Below are 22587 nucleotides of genomic sequence, written 5' to 3' on the forward strand. Positions count from 1 at the left end.
AACTGGCGCTCGAACTGCTCGATAATCGCCGGCCAGCCCTGACGGCTGGCATGTTGTCGGGCATTCAAGCGCACTCTGCGCAACGTTTCGCGCTCCTCCAGCAGCCAGATGGCCGCGTCGCAAAATGCGTCTTCATCCCCAGGCATCGACAGTGCGCCGCTATAGCCATGGCGCAGATGCTGGCTCGCGGCGGCCTGGTCGTAAGCCACCACGCCCAGGCCAGACGCCATCGCTTCAAGCACCACATTGCCGAAGGTTTCGGTCAGGCTGGGGAACAGGAACAAATCCCCTGAGGCGTAATGCCTTGCCAGCTCTTCGCCGCGCTGCGTTCCGCAGAACACTGCATCGGGCAAATCGTGTTCCATCGACGAGCGCTGGGGGCCATCACCGACCACAATCAGCTTCATGCGCCGCATTGGATAGGCAGCCTGCAAGGCATCAAAGCAGCGCTTGAGCAGCCTCAGGTTCTTCTCTTGGGCCAGGCGTCCCACATGCAGCACAGCAATATCGTGGTTCTCCAACCCCCAATTTTCACGCATGGCGTTATCGCGTTTGGCCGGGTGGAACAATTGGCTGTCGACACCCCGGGATAACATATCCAGACGCTCAAAATGCCGGCGCTCCAGCTCCAGGCGCTGGCTGGCGCTCGGTACCAGGGTCAGGCTCGAGCGGTTATGAAACCAGCGCAGGTAATGGGTGACCACGCGGCTCAACAGGCTCAAGCCATACTGGTTCGAATACTGCTGAAAGTTGGTATGAAAGCCGCTGACTACGCCGATCCCCAGGCGCCTCGCAGCGCGCAGCGCCGAGAGCCCCAGCGGCCCTTCCGTGGCGATATACAGCACATCCGGGCGTTGCCGCGTCCAGCGGCGCAGCAACTTGCGCATTGACGATTGGCCCCATTGCAAGCCTGGATAGCCCGGCAGTGGCCAGCCGCGGCACAGCAGCAGTTCATCGTCGCTGGAGCGGTTTTGGTCGGCACTCTGGCGTGGGCGTACCAGCTCGACCTGATGACCGCGTGAACGCAAACCCTCGCACAGGCGGCCAAGGGTATTGGCCACCCCGTTGATTTCCGGCGGGAAGGTTTCGGTAATGAGGGTGATGTGAAGCGAGGCTGTCGTCATGACTCACAGTGTCTGCGTGGGCCATGTCGTCATTGTGTCAGGGCGATGATGGATTTATGACTTGGCCACCGCCGGCTGCGCCATCGCCTCGGCGCCTTGCTCCCGCACCCAGAACAGCGTCGCCCCGGCCACCGCCGCTGGCATCATCAACAGGTTGACCACCGGCACCAGCAGTACCAGGTAGACAATGCCGCCAAAACTCATGCTCTGCCAGCGTTTCTGGCGCAGCCACGCGAGCATTTCGTTCCAGCCCAGCTTGTGGTTGTCGGCCGGGTAGTCGATGTACTGGATCGCCATCATCCACACGCCAAACAGCAGCCACAACGGCGCCGCGATCAGGTTGACCACCGGGATGAACGACAGGATGAACAGGCCGATGGCACGTGGCAGGAAGTAACCCAGCTTGCGCATCTCCCGCGCCAGGGTGCGCGGGACCATGGCAGCCAGCTCACCCCAACTGAACGGCGGGAAGTCGTCGGTGCCACGTACCACGACCTCGACCTTCTCGGCGAGAAACCCGTTGAACGGCGCGGCGATAATATTGGCGAGCATGGTGAAGGTGAAAAACACCATCAGCACCACCAGCACGACAAACAGCGGCCACAACAGGTAATTCAAAAAGCCTAGCCAGTGGGGCAGCGTCGGCATCAAGCTGTCGACCCACAGGCTGAACTGATGGCCGGCGAAATAGATCAATCCGACGAACAGCACCAGGTTGATCGCCAACGGCAACAGCACAAACAGGCGCAGGCCTGGGCTCAACACCAGTTTGAGGCCTTCACGCAGGTATTGCGGGCCGGAAAGAGCAGGGGCGGGCATGGGGTACTCCGAGCAAAATGGCGAACGCGCCGACCTTACCGGCTTTGCACCTGATGTGAAAGCGCGGGCAGGTAGGCGACATCCAGGGTTACAAAGGTGTCGATTAGCTTGATTGCACGCATAGAGACCACCTATGAGCTGGATTGTTATTGCGTATTTCCTTAATCTTGCCCCCCTCGATACGCTGCACCCATTATTTTTCAGGACCTGGCGAGTCAAAGCCTTCCCCAAGTGCTTCGCGGTCCTTTTTTATTCCCGCCGCCCTGTGGTCCGGGCGGTCGGTAGGAGTGAGTCATGTCTGATACCCGTCATTCCCGAGTGATTATTCTCGGTTCCGGCCCTGCCGGTTACAGCGCCGCTGTCTACGCTGCCCGGGCCAATCTCAAGCCGTTGCTGATCACCGGCATGCAGGCGGGCGGTCAGTTGACCACCACTACTGAAGTCGACAACTGGCCGGGCGATGTCCATGGCTTGACTGGCCCGGTGCTCATGGAACGCATGAAAGAGCACGCCGAGCGCTTTGAAACCGAGATCGTCTTCGACCATATCAACCAGGTCGACTTCTCGAAAAAGCCTTACAGCCTGACCGGTGACAGCGGTGTGTACACCTGCGATGCACTGATCATTGCCACTGGTGCCAGTGCGCGTTACCTGGGCCTGCCGTCGGAAGAAGCGTTCATGGGCAAGGGTGTTTCCGCCTGCGCCACTTGCGATGGTTTCTTCTACCGCAACAAGCCCGTTGCCGTGGTCGGCGGTGGCAACACTGCCGTGGAAGAGGCGCTGTACCTGGCCAACATCGCCAGCACCGTGACCCTGGTTCACCGCCGCGAGACCTTCCGCGCCGAGAAGATCCTGATCGACAAGCTGCACGCCCGTGTCGCTGAAGGCAAGATCATCCTCAAGCTCAACGCCACCCTGGATGAAGTCCTGGGCGACAACATGGGTGTGACCGGTGCCCGTCTGAAAAACAACGACGGCAGTTTCGACGAGCTGAAAGTGGACGGCGTGTTCATCGCTATCGGCCACACTCCGAACACCTCACTGTTCGAAGGCGTGCTGGAAGCCAAAGACGGGTACCTGGTGGTGCAGGGCGGCCGCGAAGGCAATGCAACTGCGACCAACATCGAAGGTATCTTCGCTGCCGGCGACGTGGCAGACCACGTTTACCGCCAGGCCATCACCTCGGCCGGCGCCGGTTGCATGGCGGCCCTGGATGCCGAGCGTTACCTCGACGGTTTGAAGGACGCTTCGTTCTAAACCCGTTGACTCAAAAAAACCGGCGAAAGCCGGTTTTTTTATGCCTGCGATCCAACCTGCTCCGCTAAACAAATGTGGGAGCTGGCTTGCCTGCGATAGCGGTGTGATAGTCACCACCGCCATCGCGGGCAAGCCCGGCTCCCACATTGAGCGGGGTTGGTTATTAAATCAGCGGCGAGTCAGAGGCTGTTCAGCAAACTTCACTGCGGCCAGTCCATGGGCAATCAACGCCCGGATATTGCCATGGTCACTGCCCTCAGGTGTAGCCAGCACCGAACGGTAATGCTCCCCAAACGCTAGCAACGCCTCCTGATCGCTCAAGCCTTCCAAAAGCGCCAAACCCAGGGTCTTGCACGACCCTTCATTCTGCCCAGCGGCATTTTCCACACCGCCGTTGATGAAAGCTTGCGGCTGGTAGTCGTAACCCGCCGCGACGAACGCCAAGGTATCGGCAAAGGCGTGTTCGCCGCTGTTGAGGCTGGCGCGCAGGGTGTTCAAATCAGTCATGAGGCTTTCCTTTGGCGAACGCGGCCTGTTGGTCTGCGTTGGCTTCTTGCTGGTATTGGGCTTTCCACTCTGCGTACGGCATGCCGTACACCACTTCACGGGCGTCATCGAGGCTGACCTCGATCTGGCGTTCGTCGGCCTCGGCCTTGTACCACTTGGACAGGCAGTTACGGCAGAAGCCGGCGAGGTTCATCAGGTCGATATTCTGCACATCCTTGCGGCTGTCCAGGTGGGCCACCAATCGGCGAAAGGCGGCGGCTTCGAGTTCGAGGCGTTGTTGGTCGGTCATGGCGATCTCTTCGAGACAGCTTCAAGCGGGTAAGCTTAAAGCTGCAAGTTGGAATGAGGCTGGCTTTAACTTGTGGCTTTAAGCTTATCGCTTGAGGCTGAGCGGCTCGCCGCGAGCGTTATCGAAACCGACTCGGCAAAGCGCAGCGCGTGGGGCTTGTCCACTTCGACTTCGGCGTACAGCACCGATTCGTTGCTCATCACCAGGTCCAGCAATTCCTGGGTCAGGCGCTCCAGCAGGGCAAAGCGATTGCCTTCGACGTGAGCGATGATGGCCTTGGTGATGGTGCGGTAGTTCAGGGCGTGGTCGATGTCGTTGTCACGCACGGCTTCCTGGGCGGCATACAGGATGGTCAGGTTGATCAGCACATCCTGCTTGTTGAGGATTTCGTCCTCGTTGATGCCGATAAAGGTGCGCAGGCACAGGTCCTTGACCCGGATACGCGCCATGCCTGGTTGAAGTTGTGGCATTGCTACTTGCTCCGTCCAATCAGTTGCAGGAACTCCATGCGGGTGGTGTTCGACTCGCGAAAGGCGCCGAGCATCACCGAGGTGTTCATGGTTGAATTCTGTTTCTCCACGCCGCGCATCATCATGCACATGTGCTTGGCTTCGATCACCACCGCCACGCCGGCGGCCTGGGTCACGTCCTGGATGGCGTCGGCGATTTGCCGCGTGAGGTTTTCCTGGATCTGCAGGCGCCGGGCGAACATGTCGACAATGCGCGCCAGTTTTGACAGGCCCAGCACCTTGCCGGTCGGAATATAGGCCACATGGGCCTTGCCGATGAAGGGCAGCAGGTGATGCTCGCACAACGAGTACAACTCGATGTCCTTGAGGATCACCATCTCGTCATTGTCTGACGCGAACAGCGCGCCGTTGACGATTTCCTCCAGATTCTGCTCATAACCATGACACAGGTACTGCATGGCCTTGGCGGCACGCTTGGGCGTATCGAGCAGGCCCTCGCGCTGCGGGTCTTCGCCCAGGCCCTTGAGGATCTCGCGGTAGTGGTGGGGCAGGGATAAGGTCATACAACATCCTCGTAAACGGCTTACTTGATATGCCGCCCACCGTTGACGGTCAGGGTGGTACCGGTGACATAGGGATTGTCCAGCAGGTAACGCACGCTCTGGTAGATCACCTCGGGTCCGGGTTCGATGCCCAGGGCCGACTTGGCCAGGACCTTGGCGCGATAGGCCGCGTCATCGCCTTCGTTGAACATCACCATCGCCGGTGCGATACCGTTGACCTTGATCAGCGGCGCGAACTGTGCGGCAAACGATAACGTGAGGCTGTCGAGCCCGGCCTTGGTGGCGCAATAGGCGATGTGCTGCTGGCTGCCCTTGCGCACCACGTCATCGCTGATATGCACGATATCGGCGGGTGTCGAGCGTTGCAGCAAAGGTGAACAATGCAGGTTGATCAGGTACGGCGCAAGCATGTGCACGCTGAACATGTCGATAAAGGCACGGCTTTCGTCGCCCGGGGTTTCGGCGACCCAGGCTGAAGCGTTGTGGATGATTGCTCGCAGGCTTTGAGTATGGGTTTTGACTGCGGCAATGAAAGCCAGCACTCCGGCTTCGCTGGAGAAATCGGCAAACACGCCGATGGCACCGCGCTCACGCAGCGCCTGCACGCCGGGGCGTTCGCTGCGGTAGCTGAACATCACCGCTTGGCCTTCATCCAACAGGCGCTCGGCACAATGCAGGCCGACACGCTGGCCGGCACCGGTGATCAGGATCGGAGCGTTGGTTGCATTCATGGGAGGCTCAAGTCGCTGGCAGGCTCAAACTATACCAGCGCGCCGGCCTCCCTGTACTCAAGCGGCGGCTTCAGTGACTTTGCGAGGGGGCGAAGGGTGCAGCCAGTTCGCCAGCAGATGGGTCGACAGCGGTATAAAGAAATAAACCATCAACGGGGTCAGGGCTGCGGTGCTCACCAGTACGCGGCTGAACAGGTCCAACTCGCTGAGCAGCGGCCCCAGGCCGAAGTTGAACAGCAACGATACCGGGAAAAAAGCCAACCAGATGGCCACCGCCTGTTTCCAGCGTGGCGGGCGGGCACCCGCTGCGCCGAACCAGCCATCGATACCGCTGACACGGTGTTCCGACGGGTTGGCAAATAGCTCGCTGCCACGGCTCAGCCACGCGCTGCGCGAAGCGGAGAACTCCCATGCGTGCAGGGTTTTTTCATCGGCGAAGCGGAAGATGATCTGGAATTCATCATCATGGGGTGGTGGCGCCAGCACGCCGGAGCCCAGGTAACCGGGGAAGTCAGTCGCCAATTGCTCGCCTTCGCGCAGCCAGGCCATCAGTTCTTCGTAGCGACCTTTGGCCACGCGGCGCGCAACCATCAGGGTGACGGGTGAGGTAGACATCGTATATCTCCAAATCAGCAAGTGCGCCGAGCCGGGTAGGCGGCGCACGAACGAAGCTGCGGGGTGGTGCAGCGACGCAAAAGAACAGGCAAGGATTATTCCGGTTTTGCCCAAATACGCCAGAAACTTCGGATGGATCGCCGTAGATCTTGAATCATGCAGTTCAATCGGCGTTAAATAGGATCCAAATTCATACAAGTTTTTTGACTGCTGATGCCTGAAATCACTGCGCCTCTTCGCGAAACGACACCCGACAGCCACACTGACTGCGAGGGCCTGTTTCCGATTCGTGAAGTGGCAAGACTCACAGGCGTGAACCCGGTAACGCTACGTGCCTGGGAGCGTCGCTACGGTTTGATCCAGCCTGTACGCACCGAAAGTGGGCACAGGCTTTACTCAAGCACCGATATCGAAACCGTGCACCGCATCCTCGACTGGATCGAGCGTGGCGTAGCGGTGAGCAAAGTCGGCAAGCTTTTGGCGCGCGACCCACAGCCCAACGAGCCGGCTACAGCGTCACGCAGCGATACCGAGCTGGAGTGGCGCCAATGGCAGGCGCAACTGCGGCAGGCCATCAGTGCCTTTGATGATCGTGAGCTCGACCGGTTGTACGGCCAGATCTTCAGCGTCTATTCGACGACCGTGGTGTTCCAGGACATTTTGGTACCGCTGTGGCAGCAATTGTTACGTCACCAAGGCCGCTTTGGCCAAGCCAGCGAGTGGCTGTTCTTCGACAGTTTCCTGCGCTCGCGCGTCGCACGGTGCCTGCAAATGGCCTGTGCCTCGCCAGTGCCCAGGGTGTTGCTCTCAGCCATTGCCGGAGAGTGCCGTGAGCTGGAGTTGCTGGTGGCGGGCTTGTTGATGTCGAGCGAGAAACTGGCGGTCAAGGTCCTGGGCGTTGGCCAGCCACTGGATGAGTTGACGCTGATCTGCGAGCGCACTCGGCCGCAAGCCCTGGTGCTGTTTTCCAACCATGCCCCTGGCGCAGAGTTGGCGTCACGGCTCAATCGCCTGGCCTTCACCCTCGATTGCCCGTTGTTGCTGGCTGGAGAGGCGTCAGAGCTGGCAGAACTCAGCCTGGAGGGGGCATCGATTGGTTGCCTGGGCAATGACGGGCGCTTGATGCCGCGCCGCTTGCAGCAACTGCTCAGCGGCCATCTGGAGTCTCAGGCATGAACGTGAGGATGGACCAGGCGATGCTGGTGCAGGATGAACTGGCGTAACCGTTCGATCTCATCAGCATCGCTTTGGCTCAGGCGGTAGGCGAACAGGCCGCGGGCGGTTACCCGCTCCAGCGTACCGCGCAGGGCGATGCGTTCGTAGCCGGAAGGGCTGAACCACAGGGAAAACGTCTTTGGCGGTTTGACCCGGCCACGCACCTCTACCAGCACCCCTTTGAATGACACTTCGTGCACCCACAGCGCGCTGGAGTAGCCCTTGATGTTTTCCAGCGCCACCGGCGTTTCAAGCGCCAGGCGCCACGGGCGGATCATCGGCCCATCTTCAAAAATGCTCGGTACGCCCAAGCGTAAATGCACAGCATGAAACTCATCTTCCACCAAGTGCAACGGGAAGGTGAGTTGCTGGTTGTCGAACTGCGCCTGGATGGTGACCTGGTCGTGAGCCGCTAGCCGCGTGAGCAGATCGCGAATCTGTGCGCCGCCATTAACCGTCAGGCTCGACCATGCATCCCGCAGGTTGAGCTGCGGGTTGTGCTGCATGTCCTGGATAAAATCCAGCTCGTCCTGCGTCAATAGCGTGTCGCGTTGCATTGATCTGGCTCAAGGCTGAGGCATTAAAAAGCCATTATCGCTCTAAAGACCGCATTTTTTACAGTTTGTTAAATCCACTCGTCGCCTTGAGTGCGGCGAGCTCGCTCTTGAGCTCGGCCAACTGAGCTTCCAGTTGGGCGACACGCTGTTGTGCCTTGACTTGAGTGGTGACGTCTTTCTGCACACCGACGAAATAGGTTTGCTTGTCTACCTCGTTGTACACGGTCGAAAGCGATAGCTCGTTCCAGAAAGGCGTGCCGTCCTTGCGGTAGTTACGCAGGATCTCTCTGCAGGTGCCGCCGCTGTCGAGCGCATCACGAATGGCGATCAAGGCCGGTTGGTCGCGGTCGCCCGCCTGCAGGAAGCGGCAGTCCTGATAGAGGATCTCGTCCAGCGTGTAGCCAGTCATCCTTTCGAAGGCCGGGTTGACGTAGATCAGTGGTTTCTCCCGGCCTTCGCGCTCGGCAACAACGATTCCGTCGTTGGACGCATTGACGACCATTTGCAGCAGTTTGGCGTTAATCATAGAGCGGTCCATGGCCTGGTTTTGACCTTGCCAGTTTATGGCAAGTCTGGAATGTTGCACGGTGCGCACTGAAATATTGGCACAGGCTGCTAATATCCCACGCTTTCACTCAACTACAGGATCAGATTGATGAAAGTCGCCATCCTCTCCGGCTCGGTCTACGGTACGGCTGAAGAAGTCGCTCGCCACGCGGAAGAAATCCTCAAGGACGCAGGTTTCAACGCCTGGCACAACGCGCGTGCCACGCTGGCAGACGTGCAGGCCTTTGCTCCCGATGCATTCCTGGCAGTGACCTCGACCACCGGCATGGGCGAGCTGCCCGACAATCTGCAGCCTCTGTACTCAACCATCCGCGACCAACTGCCCGCCGCCTGGCGCGGCCTGCCGGGAGCGGTCATCGGCCTGGGCGACGCCAGCTATGGCGATACCTTCTGTGGCGGCGGTGAACAAATGCGCGAATTGTTCGCCGAACTGGGCATCCGCGAAGTGCAGCCGATGCTGCGCCTGGACGCCAGCGAAAGCGTCACCCCGGAAGCTGACGCCGAGCCTTGGCTGGCCGATTTGATCACCGCGCTGCGCGGTTGAACCCCAGGGAGCGCCGTTATTGACGGCGCTTGTTTGACACGTATTTGTACTATTCTCTTGACTGACTCGCTCAGTCATCAAGGTGGCTGCCAAGGAAACTCCTTGCGCCTCGGCGTCTGACTAGACTGGCTCTCACTTTAGACACCATAAGAAGTGCGCCAAGGAGGTCATTGCCATGAGCCTAGCCCCTGCACCATCGCCACAAAACGTCAAAGCCCAGGTCAGCGCCGCCGAATGGCAAACCCGCGTGGACCTCGCGGCCTGCTATCGCCTGGTGGCCATGCACGGCTGGGATGACCTGATCTTCACGCATATTTCGGCCAAGGTGCCGGGCACTGAAGATTTCCTGATCAACCCCTATGGGCTGATGTTCCATGAGATCACCGCGTCGAGCCTGGTCAAGGTTGACCAGGCCGGCAATAAGCAAATGGACAGCCCCTACGAGATCAACCCTGCGGGCTACACCATCCACAGCGCCATCCACGAAGTGCGCCACGACGTGACCTGCGTGCTGCACACCCACACCGCTGCCGGCGTGGCGGTGTGTGCGCAAAAGCAGGGTGTATTGCCCATCAGCCAGCAATCGCTGTTTGTGCTCTCCAGCCTGGGCTATCACGCCTATGAAGGCGTGGCGCTCAATCATGAGGAAAAGGCCCGGTTGCAAGCGGATCTGGGTCCGAACAATTTCCTGATGCTGCACAACCACGGCCTGCTGACCTGCGCCGGCACCATCGCCGACACCTTCCTGATGATGTTCACCTTCCAGCGCGCCTGCGAGATCCAGGTACTGGCCCAAAGCGGCGGCACCGAGTTGATAGCCATCGAGCCGCAGATTCTCGCTGGTGCCAAGGCGATGGTGGCAGCTGTCACAAAAAGCGCCCAAGGTATGGGCGGTGCGCTGGCCTGGCCGGCGCTGCTGCGCAAACTGGATAATCAGGACCCCGGGTATAAAAGCTGATGCCACTCGCCGAGATACCGCTCAGAGCCTGGCGCAAGCGCGGCCAGGACTTCGTCTTTCGTGGCCACACCGTGCGGTATTGGGTGGCCGGGCAGGGCGAGCCGTTGCTGCTGATTCATGGTTTCCCCACGGCCAGTTGGGACTGGCACTACCTGTGGCAACCCCTGGCCCAGCGCAACCTGGTGATTGCCTGCGACATGCTCGGCTTTGGCGACTCGGCCAAACCTTTGGACCACGACTATTGCCTGTTGGAACAGGCCGATCTGCAACAGGCGTTGCTTGAGCACCTGCGCGTAGAGCAGCCGGTGCATGTGTTGGCTCATGACTACGGCGACAGTGTCGCCCAGGAATTATTGGCCCGGCATTACGAGGGGCGGTTCCAGATGGCGAGTTGTGTATTTCTCAACGGCGGGCTGTTTCCGGAAACCCATCGGCCGGCGCTGGTGCAAAAGCTGCTGCTCAGCCCGTTGGGCTGGATGATCGGTCGGGCCTTTGGGCGCAATGCCTTGGCCAGCAGTTTCAACCAGATCTTCGGCCCCCAGACGCGGCCCAGTGAAAGCGTGCTGGATGATTTCTGGAGTTTGATCAGTTGCAACGACGGCCCGCGTATCCTGCACAAACTGATCGCCTACATCCCCCAGCGCCGTCGTCTGCGCGAGCGCTGGCTCACGGCCATGCAGCGAGGCGAAGTACCTTTACGGGTGATCGACGGCGAGGTGGACCCGATTTCCGGGGCTCATATGGTCGAGCGCTATCGCCAACTGGTGCCCCAGCCCGACACGATAAGACTGGCCAATATCGGCCATTACCCGCAGATCGAGGCGCCGGTCCAGGTGCTCAAGCATTACCAGGCGTTTCGTGAGCGCATCAGCCAGCCTTCACCGCGCGCGGCCTATTCCTGAGCCTGCGCATCATCCCGCTGCCTTATCAAGCACCATTCAGCCCTGGCCGTCTTTATTGTGACCAAAGGCTGCTTGCGTGACACTCTGCCTATTCCCATTGTCGCCAGCGGAGTTCGGTATGAGTGAGTCAGTGCAGTTCCAGGATAAGGTGGTGATCGTCACCGGCGCCGGTGGTGGCTTGGGCCAGGCCCATGCGCTGCTGTTCGCCAGGCACGGGGCCAAAGTGCTGGTCAACGACCTGGGGGGGTCAACCCAAGGCGAGGGCGCCAACGCCTCGGCGGCCGACCGGGTGGTGGCGCAGATCCGTGCGGCGGGCGGCATTGCCGAAGCCAACCATGACTCCGTCACCGACGGCGACAAGATCGTACAGAACGCCCTGGATGTCTTCGGCCGGGTCGACGTGGTGGTCAACAACGCCGGCATCCTGCGCGACAAGACCTTCCATAAAATGGATGACAGCGACTGGGACCTGGTTTACCGGGTGCACGTCGAAGGCGCCTACAAAGTCACCCGCGCCGCCTGGCCGCATTTGCGCGAGCAGGGTTATGGCCGGGTGATCTTCACGGCGTCGACGTCCGGTATCTACGGCAACTTCGGCCAGTCCAACTACGGCATGGCCAAGTTGGGCCTGTATGGCTTGACGCGTACCCTGGCGCTGGAAGGGCGTAAGAACAACATCCTGGTCAACGCGATTGCCCCCACCGGTGGCACACGCATGACCGAAGGGCTGATCCCGCCGCAGGTGTTCGAGCGCCTCAAGCCGGAACTGGTCAGCCCACTGGTGGTGTACCTGGGCAGTGACGCCTGTGAGGAAACCGCAGGCTTGTTTGAAGTGGGTGGCGGCTGGATCGGCAAGACCCGTTGGGAGCGCAGCCTGGGTGTGGGTTTTGATCCCGAGGCCGGTTTTTCGCCGGAGGATGTGGCCGCGCACTGGCAGCAGATCTGCGATTTCGAAGGGGCTGCGCACCCCAAGGACAATATTGAGGCGCTGAAGGAAATGATGGCCAACTTGCAGAAGTTCAGCCTCTGATCATTGCCGGTAAATCAATGAATCCCACGGGGCGTCGATGACGCCCCGTTTTATTGCAGACATAAAAAAGGCCGCTGCATAGGCAGCGGCCGAAGTAAGACGTTGGATCAAGGAGCGACAAATCAACGTCAGTGAACACCGGGAACAGACTGATTACAGGATCAATCCGTTATAAATCAGCTTTTCTCCCCATTGCGGGAGCGGGCCGTTTGCCCTGAAAGCCAGGTAAGAATAATCGGTTGTAACAGAATGAGTAATAGCAGTTCGGGACAAGGACTATTACCAAATCGACAATAATTGCCCGGCACCATCGATGCCTCTGATAAGCCTTCATCCATCGCATGCATGGCCCGGTCCAGCGCCCGGCCAGAGAACCCCGTCATCCTTTCGAGCGACAACACGAATACCTCCTTGGTGCGCTTATCGCCCCTCAAGGGCGGCAGTAGGGTGGAGCCTTCTGTCACTCACCGGGGAAGACGCATGACAAAAACAATAATGCGCGCCATCTTCACGCCACAGGCGCTGGCCACTGCGGTTGCGCTGGGCTGCTGTGCCCAGGCGCAGGCTGTTTCGTTCAACATCGGCGAGATCGAAGGGCAATTCGACTCCTCGCTGTCGGTCGGCGCCAGTTGGGGCATGCGCGATGCCGACAAAAGCCTGGTCGGCACGGTCAATGGCGGGACGGGCCAGGCGTCCACCGGTGATGACGGGCGCCTCAACTTCAAGAAGGGCGAGACCTTCTCCAAGATCTTCAAGGGGCTGCACGACCTTGAGTTGAAGTACGGCGACACCGGGGTATTCGTGCGTGGCAAGTATTGGTACGACTTCGAGCTCAAGGACGAAGACCGCGAGTTCAAGCCCATCAGCGACCACAACCGCAAGGAAGGCGCCAAGTCCAGCGGTGCGCAGATCCTCGATGCCTTCGTCTACCACAACTACTCCCTGGGCGACCTGCCCGGCACCGTGCGCGCCGGCAAGCAGGTGGTCAGTTGGGGCGAAAGTACCTTCATCGGTAACTCCATCAACAGCATCAACCCGATCGACGTGTCGGCGTTCCGCAGGCCCGGTGCCGAGATCAAGGAAGGCTTGATCCCGGTGAACATGCTGTTTGCCTCCCAGAGCCTGACCAATCAACTGACCGTGGAAGGTTTCTATCAACTGGAATGGGACCAGACGGTGCTCGACAACTGCGGCACCTTCTTCGGCGGGGACGTGGCGGCGGATGGCTGCACCAATAACTACACCGTGGGCAGCCCGGCGATCCGACCGCTGCAACCGGTGGCGGCTGCCTTTGGCCAAGGGTTTGGCGTGACCAATGAAGGTGTGATTGTGCGGCGTGCCGGTGACCGCGATGCGCGCGACTCCGGCCAATTCGGCGCAGCCCTGCGCTGGCTGGGTGATGACACTGAATACGGCCTGTACTTCATGAACTACCACAGTCGCACACCGACCGTCGGCACCCTGACCGCCAATACCAACCTGGCCACCATCGGGCGCATCATCAACACCGCCAACGCCCTGGCGCCCGGTTCCGGGGGCGGTTTGGCGCAAAGCACCATGCTCGGCCGCGGCCAGTACTACCTGGATTACCCGGAAGACATCCGCCTGTTCGGCGCCAGTTTCTCCACCACCTTGCCCACGGGCACGGCGTGGACCGGCGAAATCAGCTATCGGCCCAATGCGCCGGTACAGCTCAACACCACCGACCTGACCCTGGCCCTGGTCAACCCCATTGCGGGCCAACTCGCCTCACCCATCCGCAGCAATTTCGGCGATGACAACAAAGGCTATCGCCGCAAGGAAATCACCCAGATTCAGAGCACCATGACCCAGTTCTTCGACCAGGTACTGGGCGCCGAGCGCCTGACCCTGGTGGGCGAAGCGGCGGTGGTGCACGTCGCCGGCCTGGAAGACAAAACCAAACTGCGCTATGGCCGAGACTCGGTGTACGGCGCCTACGGTTTTCAAGGTGACACCGACGGTTTCGTCACCTCCACCTCCTGGGGCTACCGGGCGCGGGCGATCCTTGACTACAACAACGCGATTGCCGGTGTGAACCTCAAGCCCAACCTGTCCTGGTCCCATGACGTCGCGGGCTACGGCCCCAACGGCCTGTTCAACAAAGGCGCCAAGGCCATCAGCGTCGGCGTGGATGCGGACTATCGCAGCACCTACACCGCAAGCCTCAGCTACACCGACTTTTTTGGCGGTGACTACAACACCCTGACCGACCGCGACTTCCTCGCCCTCAGCTTCGGCGTGAACTTCTGATCTGGCTTAAAAGAAGGACAAGACCCTATGCGTAAGATGATTGCAGTGTTGGCCCTGAGCGTATTGGCCGCCAACGTAATGGCGGCGGTATCGCCCGAAGAAGCAGCCAAGCTCGGCACTTCCCTGACCCCGGTCGGCGCCGAAAAAGCCGGCAATGCCGATGGCTCGATCCCCGCCTGGACCGGTGGCATCCCCAAAAACGCCGGCACGGTGGACAGCAAGGGCTTCCTCTCCGACCCCTTCGCTAACGAAAAACCGCTGTTCGTGATCACCGCCGCCACGGTGGACAAGTACAAGGACAAACTCTCCGACGGCCAGGTGGCGATGTTCAAGCGCTACCCCGAGACCTACAAGATCCCGGTGTACCCCAGCCACCGCACGGTCAACTTGCCGGCGGACATTTACGAGTCGATCAAGCGAAGCGCCCTGAATGTGAAGGCGATCAACGATGGCAACGGCCTGGAGAACTTCACCGGCAACCGTTACTACGCGTTCCCTATCCCCAAGAATGGCGTCGAGGTGCTGTGGAATCACATCACCCGTTACCACGGCGGCAACCTGCGGCGCATCATCACCCAGGCCACGCCCCAGACCAATGGCAGCTACACGCCGATCCGTTTCGAAGAAGAAGTAGCGGTGCCGCAAGCTATCCCGGATATCGACCCGGCCAAGGCCGCCAACGTGCTCAGCTATTTCAAGCAGTCGGTCACCGCGCCGGCGCGGCTGGCGGGCAACGTGCTGCTGGTGCATGAAACCCTCGACCAGGTGAAGGAACCGCGCCTGGCCTGGATCTACAACGCCGGCCAGCGCCGTGTGCGGCGTGCACCGCAGGTGTCTTACGACGGCCCGGGTACCGCCTCCGACGGCCTGCGCACTACCGACAACTTCGACATGTTCTCCGGCGCACCCGACCGTTATGACTGGAAACTGGTGGGCAAGAAGGAGATGTACATCCCTTACAACAGCTACAAGCTTGATTCGCCGGGCCTCAAGTACGACGACATCATCAAGGCCGGCCATATCAACCAGGACCTGACCCGTTACGAGTTGCACCGCGTGTGGGAAGTGGTCGGCACCGTCAAGCCCAGCGAGCGGCACATCTATGCCAAACGCCATATGTTCATCGACGAAGACAGCTGGCAAGTCGCCCTGGTGGACCACTACGACGGCCGCGGCCAACTGTGGCGCGTTGCCGAAGGCCATGCGCAGTTCTATTACGACCACCAGGTGCCGGCCTACACCGTGGAAACCCTGTACGACCTGATTGCAGGGCGCTACATCGCGCTGGGCATGAAGAACGAGGAGAAGAGCAGCTTCGTGTTCGGCTTCGCGGCCAAGGCGGCGGACTACACCCCGGCTGCACTGAGATCGGAGGGCGTTCGCTGATTCCACACTGAAATGAGGTTGAAAATGTGGGAGCTGGCTTGCCTGCGATAGCGGTGGGCCAGGCCGCTCATCGATTGCTGTTGCACCGCCATCGCAGCATAGATATCTACACAACTTTGTAGGCTGTAGCGGCAGACGGTAACTACGATGCGAAGCGAGTCGCCCTTGATCTTGATCTGTTTTTGATCTTGATCTTAGGCGCCCCGTTAAACCACGCTGGCGGATTACGGGCACACCGAGCCAAAGCGAGGTGCCGAGTGGTGGGGCAAGAGCCCTTTTGGTTACTTTTGGCTGGGCCGGCATTCCGGGCTCTTTTCCAAAAGTGACCCGCTGTAAAAGCGGAACCCTAAGTGGCCGTTACCGCAGGAATGGATATGTACACGGTCCAACTGTGTTGACTGTCAGGCCGTCTTCGCAGGCAAGCCAGCTCCCACATTTGGACTGCGGCGCGTCAGGTATATAAGCGTCGGCTGTCAGTCCGTCACGGGAGCAAGCTCCCTCGCCACAGGTCCAGCGTCGCACCAAAGTTGTGTAGATACCTATGGCCATCGCAGGCAAGCCAGCTCCCACACTGAAGGGCGTATACCTTGGTTTTTATGGTCTTCAATCAACCCGCTGAATACTTCTTCAACAACCGCCAACCACAGGTCTAGGGTGACGCAACAATAAAAACAGCAGGATGCAGCAATGACCGCCATGACCCGCTGCCTGGACCGTCCTGGATTTATGCCACGGCTGTCCGCCCACCATGCGTTGCGTGCGCGGCTGACTGTGCCTCTGCTGACGGCGCAGGCGCGGGTAAGGTTGCTGTGCGCACCGGGAGGCAGTGGCAAGAGCGCGTTGCTCGCCGAGTGTGCGTTGCAGGCGCCGAAGGGGTGTCAGGTGGTGTGGATGCCACTCAACGGTGCCGCGCTCAGCCCCTTGGAATTCTGCGCATGGCTGGCGCAGCAGCTTGGCTTGCCGTTTGTGGATGAAGCCACGTTATTGCTCGACTTGGGCCGTTGGCCACACACCACGTGGTTGTTTCTGGATGATTTCTGTCGCTCGCCTGCGCCTGAGCTGGATGCGCTGCTGGACCGTTTGCTCGCCGCTGGCAGCCCGCAGTTGACCTGGTGGCTGGGCGCGCGACGGCGCCCGTTGTGCAATTGGCCACGCCTGTTGCTCGACGATGAGTTGCTGGAGTGCAGCGAGTTGTTTTTCAGCGCTGAGGAAGTCGAGCAACTGCTCGCCCCGGGGCATAGCGTCGACAGCGTGATGCAGTTCAGCGCCGGTTGGTGCGCCGGTGTGCGTATCGCCTTGCTGGGCGACGGCCACCCCGACAAGACCCTGCTCGATTACCTGCAGCATGAGCTGTTCAACACCTTGTCGGCGCCATTGGCTGAGGCTTGGCGCGTGCTGGCCCATCTGCCGCGTTTCAACCTGAACCTGTGTGAGTACTTGTTCGGTGGTGGTGACGGCGCTGAGCATTTGCGCGAATTGCAGGCACTGGGTGCGTTTATCCAGCCCTGGGAAGACACCAGCGACTGGCTCCACATTTTCCCACCGTTGGCGCGATTGCTGCGCGACGAACCCTGGCCGGCCAAACGCTCCTGGCACCGACGCGCGTGCCAATGGTTCAGCGCCGAGGGTGACTGGCAGGCCGCGTTCGAGCAGGCGTTGCTGGCGCAGGAATATGAAGTGGCGGTGAGCCTGTTGCAGCACTTCAGTTTCGAGGATTTGTTTCGCCAGCAGAACGCCGTGCTGCTGTTGCGCCTGCATGAACAGCAGGGCGATGAATTGATGTTGGGGTCGGCGCAACTGGTGGGGCTGCTCACGGCCGCGTTGTTGTTTGCCGGGCGCTTCGAACAGGCGGCCTTGTGCATCGACCAACTGGCCCGGTTCGCCCCGCAACCGACGCCCGCCGCGCAGCGCTATCTGCTGGCGCGCTGGCAGGCGCAGTGGGGCTGGTTGCTGCATTTGAGCGGCGACGCCGAACGCTCCCGCGAGCACTTTCTCGAAGCCCTGCAAGCGTTGCCCGACAGCGCCTGGACATCGCGCCTGATGTGCCTCTCGGGCCTGACCCAGCAAGCCTTGCTGCGCGGTGAGTTGGAGGCCGCCCAACGCTTGAACCGTGAAGCGCTGTGCCTGGCCCGGGTCCACGGTTCGCTGGTATTGGAGGCCCTGCTGGAGTTGGACCACGCCCAATTGCTGGAGCAGCGTGGCGCGCCGTACCGGGCGCAAAGCCTGTTGGAAACGGTGCAAGCGATGTTGGCCGGGCAACGGCTCAACGCCGGGCCGTTGGTGGGGCGTATTGTTCTGCGCCGCGGGCATCTGGCCTTGCGTCAGGGCCAGGACGGCCTGGCCGCCGAATGTTTCGAGGCCGGCTTGAGCATGTGCCTGCAGAGCCAGGACAAGCGCGTTCTGTACGGCTTTCTGGGCCTGGCGCTATTGGCGGCCAATCGTGGCGACTACGCGCAGGCCTTCATTCAATTACGCGACGCCGAACGCCTGATGCAGCAGCGCCATGTGCCCGACACGGTGTACCGTGCGGTACTGCTGTTGGTCAGTGGGCACTTCTGGTTGCAGCAAGGCCGCGCCGAATTGACGGTGCAAGCCGTGCGCCGGGTGTTGCGCCACTTTCGCGGGCCTTGCGCCAAGCAGGCACCGCCGGCCACCTTGGAGCTGATCCCGCGCCTGGAATATTTGCTGGTACTGGCCGAGGTAAAGCTGGGCTGTGCCGAGCAACCTATCGCACGGCTCAATGCCTTGCTCGACACCTCACGGCAACGCGGCATGCTTTGCCTGGAAACCGAATTGCACCTGGTGCTGGGTGAAGTGACCTGGCAGCTTGGCGACCCGGCGTTGGCGCGTCGGTCGCTGCAAGCTGGCTTGGCGCTGGCAGAGCGTTGCCAGGTGCAGCAGGCGGTCCGCGAGTTGCGTTTACGCGCCCCGGGACTTTTGAGTGAGCTGGGCCTGGAGCCCCAGGCCGCGCCTGCCGGGGCGGCGCAGAACCCGCTGAGCCAGCGTGAGTTGGAGGTGCTGCAACTGATCGCCCTGGGCAACTCCAACCTGGAAATCGCTGATCGCCTGTATATCTCCCTGCATACCGTCAAGACGCATGCGCGGCGTATCCACAGCAAACTCGGGGTAGAGCGACGCACCCAGGCGGTGGCCAAGGCGAAGACGTTGGGCTTGATGGTCTAGGCGCAGAATGCTTGGCGGTATTGGCCCGGCGTGGCGCCCATGGCGTGGCGAAAGCGCTGGTTGAAATGACTGGCGCTGGAAAAACCGCACAGCAAGGCCAGCTCACTGATCGGCAAAACGCTGCTGCGCAGCAGGTTTTTCGCTCGCGCCAGACGCCGTGCCAGCAGGTATTGATGGGGCGGCACGCCGAAGCTTTGGCGGAACATTCGGGCGAAATGGTATTCGGACAGCGCACACATGGCGGCCAACTGGCCGAGGCTGATGGCGTCTTCCATACGTTGATCGATGTACTCCACCAACCGCCGCCGTTGGTGCGCGGCCAACCCGCCTTTCAAGCGCAAGCCTTCGCGGGCGCCGACCTGGTTGAGCAAGGTATGGCTGAGCAGTTCGTGGGCCAGGCTGCTGGTCAGCAGGCGCTCGCCGGGCTCGTGCCAGTTGAGGCTGACCAACTGGCGAAAACGCTGGGCCTGGAATGGGTCTTCAAGGAAGGTGCCCTCGCGCAAGTGCAACTCCCGTGGCTCCCGGTCCAGCAGGGTGACGCAGCCGAGGGCAAATTGTTCCGGGCTGAAATACAGGTGGGCCAGGCGAATATCGCCATTGATCACCCAGGCCGACTGATGCTCGGCCGGCAGGATGCACAGTTTGTCGGGGCCGCCCTTGAGGCCCGGCTGATCACGCCGAAAGGTGCCCGTGCCACCCCCGATGTAGCAGGACAAGGTGTGATGGCTGGGGGCTTGGTAATCCTGGGCGTCATGGTGGTTGCTCCACACGGCCGCAGCCAACCCGTCACCGAGCTCGGCGCAGGCTTGCAGGCGTGCGTGGGGCGAGCGGTTGAGGGCTTGGAAGACGTGCAGCGATTGCAGCTCTGGCATGGTGTGGTCTCCGACACCCCGCATCCTACGCTCCACGGCTGGCGCTGTGAGCCCATCGCCCGACAAAAGCGCAAGAATGTGCAAGAGCCTGCAAGGGGTTGAAGGCCACACTGTGGCTCAATCGACGGAGCCGGCTATGAATCTTTTCCTGTATCTACTCACGGTGCTCATCTGGGGCACCACTTGGATCGCCCTCAAATGGCAGTTGGGCGTGGTCGCGATTCCTGTGTCGATTGTCTATCGCTTCGGCCTGGCCGCTCTGGTGCTGTTCGTGCTGTTGCTGCTCAGCCGCAAGTTGCAGGTGATGAACCGGCGCGGGCACATGATCTGCCTGGCGCAGGGGCTGTGCCTGTTCTGCGTCAACTTCATGTGCTTTCTCACCGCCAGCCAATGGATCCCCAGTGGCCTGGTGGCGGTGGTGTTCTCCACGGCGACCTTGTGGAACGCGCTCAATGCCCGGGTGTTTTTCGGCCAGCGGGTGGCGCGTAATGTGCTGATGGGCGGGGCGCTTGGGTTGCTGGGGCTGGGCTTTTTGTTCTGGCCGGAGCTGGTTGGGCATACCGCCAGCCCGCAAACCTTGTTGGGCCTGGGCTTGGCCCTGCTGGGCACCCTGTGCTTCTCGGCGGGCAACCTGCTATCGAGCCTGCAGCAGAAGGCCGGGCTCAAGCCGCTGACCACCAATGCCTGGGGCATGGCCTATGGGGCGGCGATGCTGGCGACCTATTGCGCAGTACGTGGTATTCCCTTCGAGATGGACTGGAGTGCGCGGTATATCGGCGCGCTGTGGTACCTGGTGATCCCAGGCTCGGTGATTGGTTTTACCGCTTACCTCACCCTGGTGGGCCGCATGGGGCCGGAGAAAGCGGCGTATTGCACGGTGCTGTTTCCAGTGGTGGCGCTGAATGTGTCGGCCGTGGCCGAGGGTTACCAGTGGACGGCGCCGGCGCTGATGGGGCTGGTGCTGGTGATGCTGGGGAATGTGCTGGTGTTTCGTAAGCCCCGTGCGCTCGATTGTTCCCACGCTCTGCGTGGGAATACCGCTGGGGACGCTCCGCGTCCGCTCTCGAGGCCATGACGCGGAGCGTCGGGTGAGGCATTCCCACGCGGAGCGTGGGAACGATCACCGATCACTTGAGGCCTAGCCGCTTGGCCATGCGCCCCAGGTTGGCGCGGTCCAGGCCCAGTTCGCGGGCGGCGCTGGCCCAATTGTGCTGATGGCGTTCCAGGCAGGCGCTGATGAGTTGGCGCTGGTAATGCTCGGTGGCCTGGCGCAGGTCGCCGCTGACCACCGGGAGGGCAGGGGCCGGTGCCTCTTCGGCCGCAGCCGCAGTCACGTCGGGCAAGTCCAGGTCCAGGGCGCTCAGGCTGAGAATCTTGGGGCGCTCGCGGCAGTTGCCCAGGGCTTTCAACGCGCTGCGTCCGATCAAGTGCTCCAGCTCGCGCACATTGCCGGGCCAGTTGTAGGCCGTTAGGGCCGCCTGGGCATCTCCGGTCAGGCGCAGGCTGCCCAGGCCCATGCGTGAGCGGTTCTGTTCGAGGAAGAACCCCGCCAATAGCAGCACATCACGCCCGCGCTCGCGCAGCGCTGGCACTTGCAGTGGGTAGACGCTCAAACGGTGGTAGAAGTCGGCACGGTAGCGGCCATTGCGCACCTCTTCGGCAAGGTCGCGGTTGGTGGCAGCAACCAGGCGCACATCCACCTGGTGCTCCTTGTCCGACCCCAGGCGCTGCAACTGGCCGCTTTGCAGCACGCGCAGCAACTTGGCCTGCACGGTCAACGACAACTCACCCACTTCATCCAGGAACAAGGTACCGCCATTGGCCAGTTCGAACTTGCCCCGGCGCTCGTTCGACGCGCCAGTAAAGGCGCCGCGCACATGCCCGAACAGTTCGCTCTCTACCAAGGTCTCGGGCAGGGCGGCGCAGTTGAGGCTGATCAGCGGTTTGTCGGCGCGGGAGGAGGCGGCGTGGATCGCCTGGGCCACCAATTCCTTGCCGACCCCGGTTTCGCCGGTAATCAGCACGGTCAAGTCACTGCCGCCGACCAGGTTGATTTCCTCGACCAGGCGCTTGTGCGCTTTGCTCTGGCCGATCATTTCCTTGGGCTGCTGGCCACTGGCCTGGCGATAGATCTCGGCGCGCTGGTGCTCGTCTTCGGCCCGCAGCGCCAGGCGCTCGATGCGTTCAGCCACGTTGACGGTGGCCGCGGCGAGGCTGGCGAAGGCTTGCAGGGCGTCCAGCTCGACCCGTTCAAAGCGCTCGGTATCGAGGGCGTCCAGGGTCAGCAGCCCCCAGGGCTGGTCGTCGATAAACAGCGGGCAGCCCATGCAGTCGTGGACTTCCAACTGGCCGTGCAAACCGGCGACCAAGCCGTCATAGGGGTCGGGCAATTGGCTGTCACTGTCGAAGCGGGTAGGGCCGGGGCTGCTCAGCAGGATCTCGAAGCGCGGATGTTCGCTGACCTTGAAGCGTCGCCCCAAGGTATCGGCGCTCAAGCCGTCCACGGCCAGCGGCACCAACCACTCGCCGTCCAGGCGTAACAACGCGGCGGCGTCGCAGGGCAGCAGTGCACGCATGGCTTGCAGCAGGCGCCGGTAGCGCTCGCCTTCGGGCAAGTCCCGGGACAGGTCAGCGACCAGCGGCAGCAAGGTGGTGAGCAGGGGTTGTGCAGTCATAATGACTCCTTGTAGTCCTTATGACTATAAAGTGTAGGAGGTCATACTGACT

The 22587-nt window shown here is 61.2% G+C and carries 23 protein-coding genes; 10 read left to right on the top strand and 13 right to left on the bottom strand.

Going from position 1 to position 22587, the window contains the following annotated elements:
* A partial coding sequence (locus APH41_RS22220) for a glycosyltransferase family 1 protein (RefSeq protein ID WP_054921542.1) occupies nt 1-1124 on the bottom strand: 1124 nt, incomplete at its 3' end.
* Between the two features lie 54 nt (nt 1125-1178).
* Complete coding sequence (gene cysZ / locus APH41_RS22225) at nt 1179-1943, bottom strand: sulfate transporter CysZ (RefSeq protein ID WP_054896976.1); 765 nt, start codon at nt 1941-1943, stop codon at nt 1179-1181.
* Between the two features lie 294 nt (nt 1944-2237).
* Between cysZ and trxB the strand changes: the two genes are divergently transcribed.
* Complete coding sequence (gene trxB, locus APH41_RS22235; RefSeq protein WP_010206474.1) at nt 2238-3200, top strand: thioredoxin-disulfide reductase; 963 nt, start codon at nt 2238-2240, stop codon at nt 3198-3200.
* A 168-nt stretch (nt 3201-3368) separates the two neighbouring features.
* Here trxB and APH41_RS22240 read toward each other — a convergent pair whose 3' ends face one another.
* The 6 genes from APH41_RS22240 to APH41_RS22265 all read right to left on the bottom strand — a co-directional run bounded on the left by APH41_RS22240 (nt 3369) and on the right by APH41_RS22265 (nt 6375).
* Entirely contained in the window at nt 3369-3707 is a 339-nt protein-coding gene (locus APH41_RS22240) for a HopJ type III effector protein (RefSeq protein WP_054921544.1), read from the bottom strand.
* Entirely contained in the window at nt 3700-3996 is a 297-nt protein-coding gene (locus APH41_RS22245; protein WP_034128743.1) for a DUF1244 domain-containing protein, read from the bottom strand. The genes APH41_RS22240 and APH41_RS22245 overlap by 8 nt, the downstream gene beginning before the upstream one ends.
* Before the next feature lie 65 nt (nt 3997-4061).
* Complete coding sequence (folX, locus tag APH41_RS22250) at nt 4062-4466, bottom strand: dihydroneopterin triphosphate 2'-epimerase (RefSeq protein WP_034128742.1); 405 nt, start codon at nt 4464-4466, stop codon at nt 4062-4064.
* 2 nt (nt 4467-4468) lie between these two features.
* On the bottom strand, nt 4469-5029 hold the full coding sequence (folE, locus tag APH41_RS22255) for a GTP cyclohydrolase I FolE (protein WP_003194072.1): 561 nt from the start codon (nt 5027-5029) through the stop codon (nt 4469-4471).
* A 20-nt stretch (nt 5030-5049) separates the two neighbouring features.
* Entirely contained in the window at nt 5050-5760 is a 711-nt protein-coding gene (folM, locus tag APH41_RS22260) for a dihydromonapterin reductase (protein ID WP_054921547.1), read from the bottom strand.
* Nucleotides 5761-5817: 57 nt separating this feature from the next.
* On the bottom strand, nt 5818-6375 hold the full coding sequence (locus tag APH41_RS22265; RefSeq protein ID WP_054896973.1) for a hypothetical protein: 558 nt from the start codon (nt 6373-6375) through the stop codon (nt 5818-5820).
* A 213-nt stretch (nt 6376-6588) separates the two neighbouring features.
* Here APH41_RS22265 and APH41_RS22270 point away from each other — a divergent pair, with 213 nt between their 5' ends.
* Nucleotides 6589-7551: a MerR family transcriptional regulator gene (locus tag APH41_RS22270; protein WP_054896972.1), complete on the top strand. Its 963-nt coding sequence runs from the start codon at nt 6589-6591 to the stop codon at nt 7549-7551.
* Here the strand turns inward: APH41_RS22270 and APH41_RS22275 are convergent.
* The gene (locus APH41_RS22275; RefSeq protein WP_054921549.1) at nt 7542-8147 is read right to left on the bottom strand and encodes a hypothetical protein; all 606 of its coding nucleotides are present in this window, start codon (nt 8145-8147) and stop codon (nt 7542-7544) included. The two genes, APH41_RS22270 and APH41_RS22275, sit on opposite strands and share 10 nt — an antisense overlap.
* A gap of 58 nt (nt 8148-8205) precedes the next feature.
* Nucleotides 8206-8673, bottom strand: a complete 468-nt coding sequence (locus APH41_RS22280; protein WP_054896971.1) for a PAS domain-containing protein — start codon at nt 8671-8673, stop codon at nt 8206-8208.
* A 129-nt stretch (nt 8674-8802) separates the two neighbouring features.
* Between APH41_RS22280 and APH41_RS22285 the strand changes: the two genes are divergently transcribed.
* The 4 genes from APH41_RS22285 to APH41_RS22300 all read left to right on the top strand — a co-directional run bounded on the left by APH41_RS22285 (nt 8803) and on the right by APH41_RS22300 (nt 12148).
* The gene (locus APH41_RS22285; RefSeq protein ID WP_014719876.1) at nt 8803-9258 is read left to right on the top strand and encodes a flavodoxin; all 456 of its coding nucleotides are present in this window, start codon (nt 8803-8805) and stop codon (nt 9256-9258) included.
* A gap of 175 nt (nt 9259-9433) precedes the next feature.
* Entirely contained in the window at nt 9434-10216 is a 783-nt protein-coding gene (locus tag APH41_RS22290) for a class II aldolase/adducin family protein (RefSeq protein ID WP_054896970.1), read from the top strand.
* Nucleotides 10216-11118 (top strand): alpha/beta fold hydrolase, encoded by a 903-nt coding sequence (locus APH41_RS22295; protein WP_054921550.1) that lies wholly within the window; start codon nt 10216-10218, stop codon nt 11116-11118. The genes APH41_RS22290 and APH41_RS22295 overlap by 1 nt, the downstream gene beginning before the upstream one ends.
* Before the next feature lie 118 nt (nt 11119-11236).
* Complete coding sequence (locus tag APH41_RS22300; RefSeq protein WP_034128734.1) at nt 11237-12148, top strand: SDR family oxidoreductase; 912 nt, start codon at nt 11237-11239, stop codon at nt 12146-12148.
* 176 nt (nt 12149-12324) lie between these two features.
* On the opposite strand, the gene APH41_RS28895 is transcribed toward APH41_RS22300, so the two are convergent.
* The gene (locus APH41_RS28895; protein ID WP_125919831.1) at nt 12325-12549 is read right to left on the bottom strand and encodes a hypothetical protein; all 225 of its coding nucleotides are present in this window, start codon (nt 12547-12549) and stop codon (nt 12325-12327) included.
* Between the two features lie 79 nt (nt 12550-12628).
* On the opposite strand from APH41_RS28895, the gene APH41_RS22305 reads away from it, so the two are divergent.
* From APH41_RS22305 to APH41_RS22315, 3 genes are all read left to right on the top strand, one after another.
* On the top strand, nt 12629-14419 hold the full coding sequence (locus APH41_RS22305) for a DUF1302 domain-containing protein (protein WP_014719872.1): 1791 nt from the start codon (nt 12629-12631) through the stop codon (nt 14417-14419).
* A 27-nt stretch (nt 14420-14446) separates the two neighbouring features.
* Nucleotides 14447-15805 carry a DUF1329 domain-containing protein gene (locus APH41_RS22310; protein ID WP_054921552.1) on the top strand — a complete coding sequence of 453 codons (1359 nt, stop codon included), beginning with the start codon at nt 14447-14449 and terminating at the stop codon, nt 15803-15805.
* A 687-nt stretch (nt 15806-16492) separates the two neighbouring features.
* Complete coding sequence (locus tag APH41_RS22315) at nt 16493-18988, top strand: LuxR C-terminal-related transcriptional regulator (protein WP_054921554.1); 2496 nt, start codon at nt 16493-16495, stop codon at nt 18986-18988.
* Here the strand turns inward: APH41_RS22315 and APH41_RS22320 are convergent.
* Entirely contained in the window at nt 18985-19860 is an 876-nt protein-coding gene (locus APH41_RS22320) for a helix-turn-helix domain-containing protein (protein ID WP_054921556.1), read from the bottom strand. The genes APH41_RS22315 and APH41_RS22320 overlap by 4 nt on opposite strands.
* A 136-nt stretch (nt 19861-19996) precedes the next feature.
* On the opposite strand from APH41_RS22320, the gene APH41_RS22325 reads away from it, so the two are divergent.
* Nucleotides 19997-20935, top strand: coding sequence for a DMT family transporter (locus APH41_RS22325; protein WP_054921560.1), 939 nt, complete (start codon nt 19997-19999; stop codon nt 20933-20935).
* Between the two features lie 52 nt (nt 20936-20987).
* On the opposite strand, the gene norR is transcribed toward APH41_RS22325, so the two are convergent.
* A complete protein-coding gene (norR, locus tag APH41_RS22330; RefSeq protein WP_054921562.1) occupies nt 20988-22535 on the bottom strand; it encodes a nitric oxide reductase transcriptional regulator NorR in 1548 nt (515 codons plus the stop codon).
* Nucleotides 22536-22587: the final 52 nt, after the last annotated feature.

Origin of the sequence: Pseudomonas sp. NBRC 111138, assembly GCF_001320835.1 — a bacterium.
In the GTDB taxonomy this organism is placed as follows: Bacteria; Pseudomonadota; Gammaproteobacteria; order Pseudomonadales; family Pseudomonadaceae; genus Aquipseudomonas; species Aquipseudomonas paracarnis.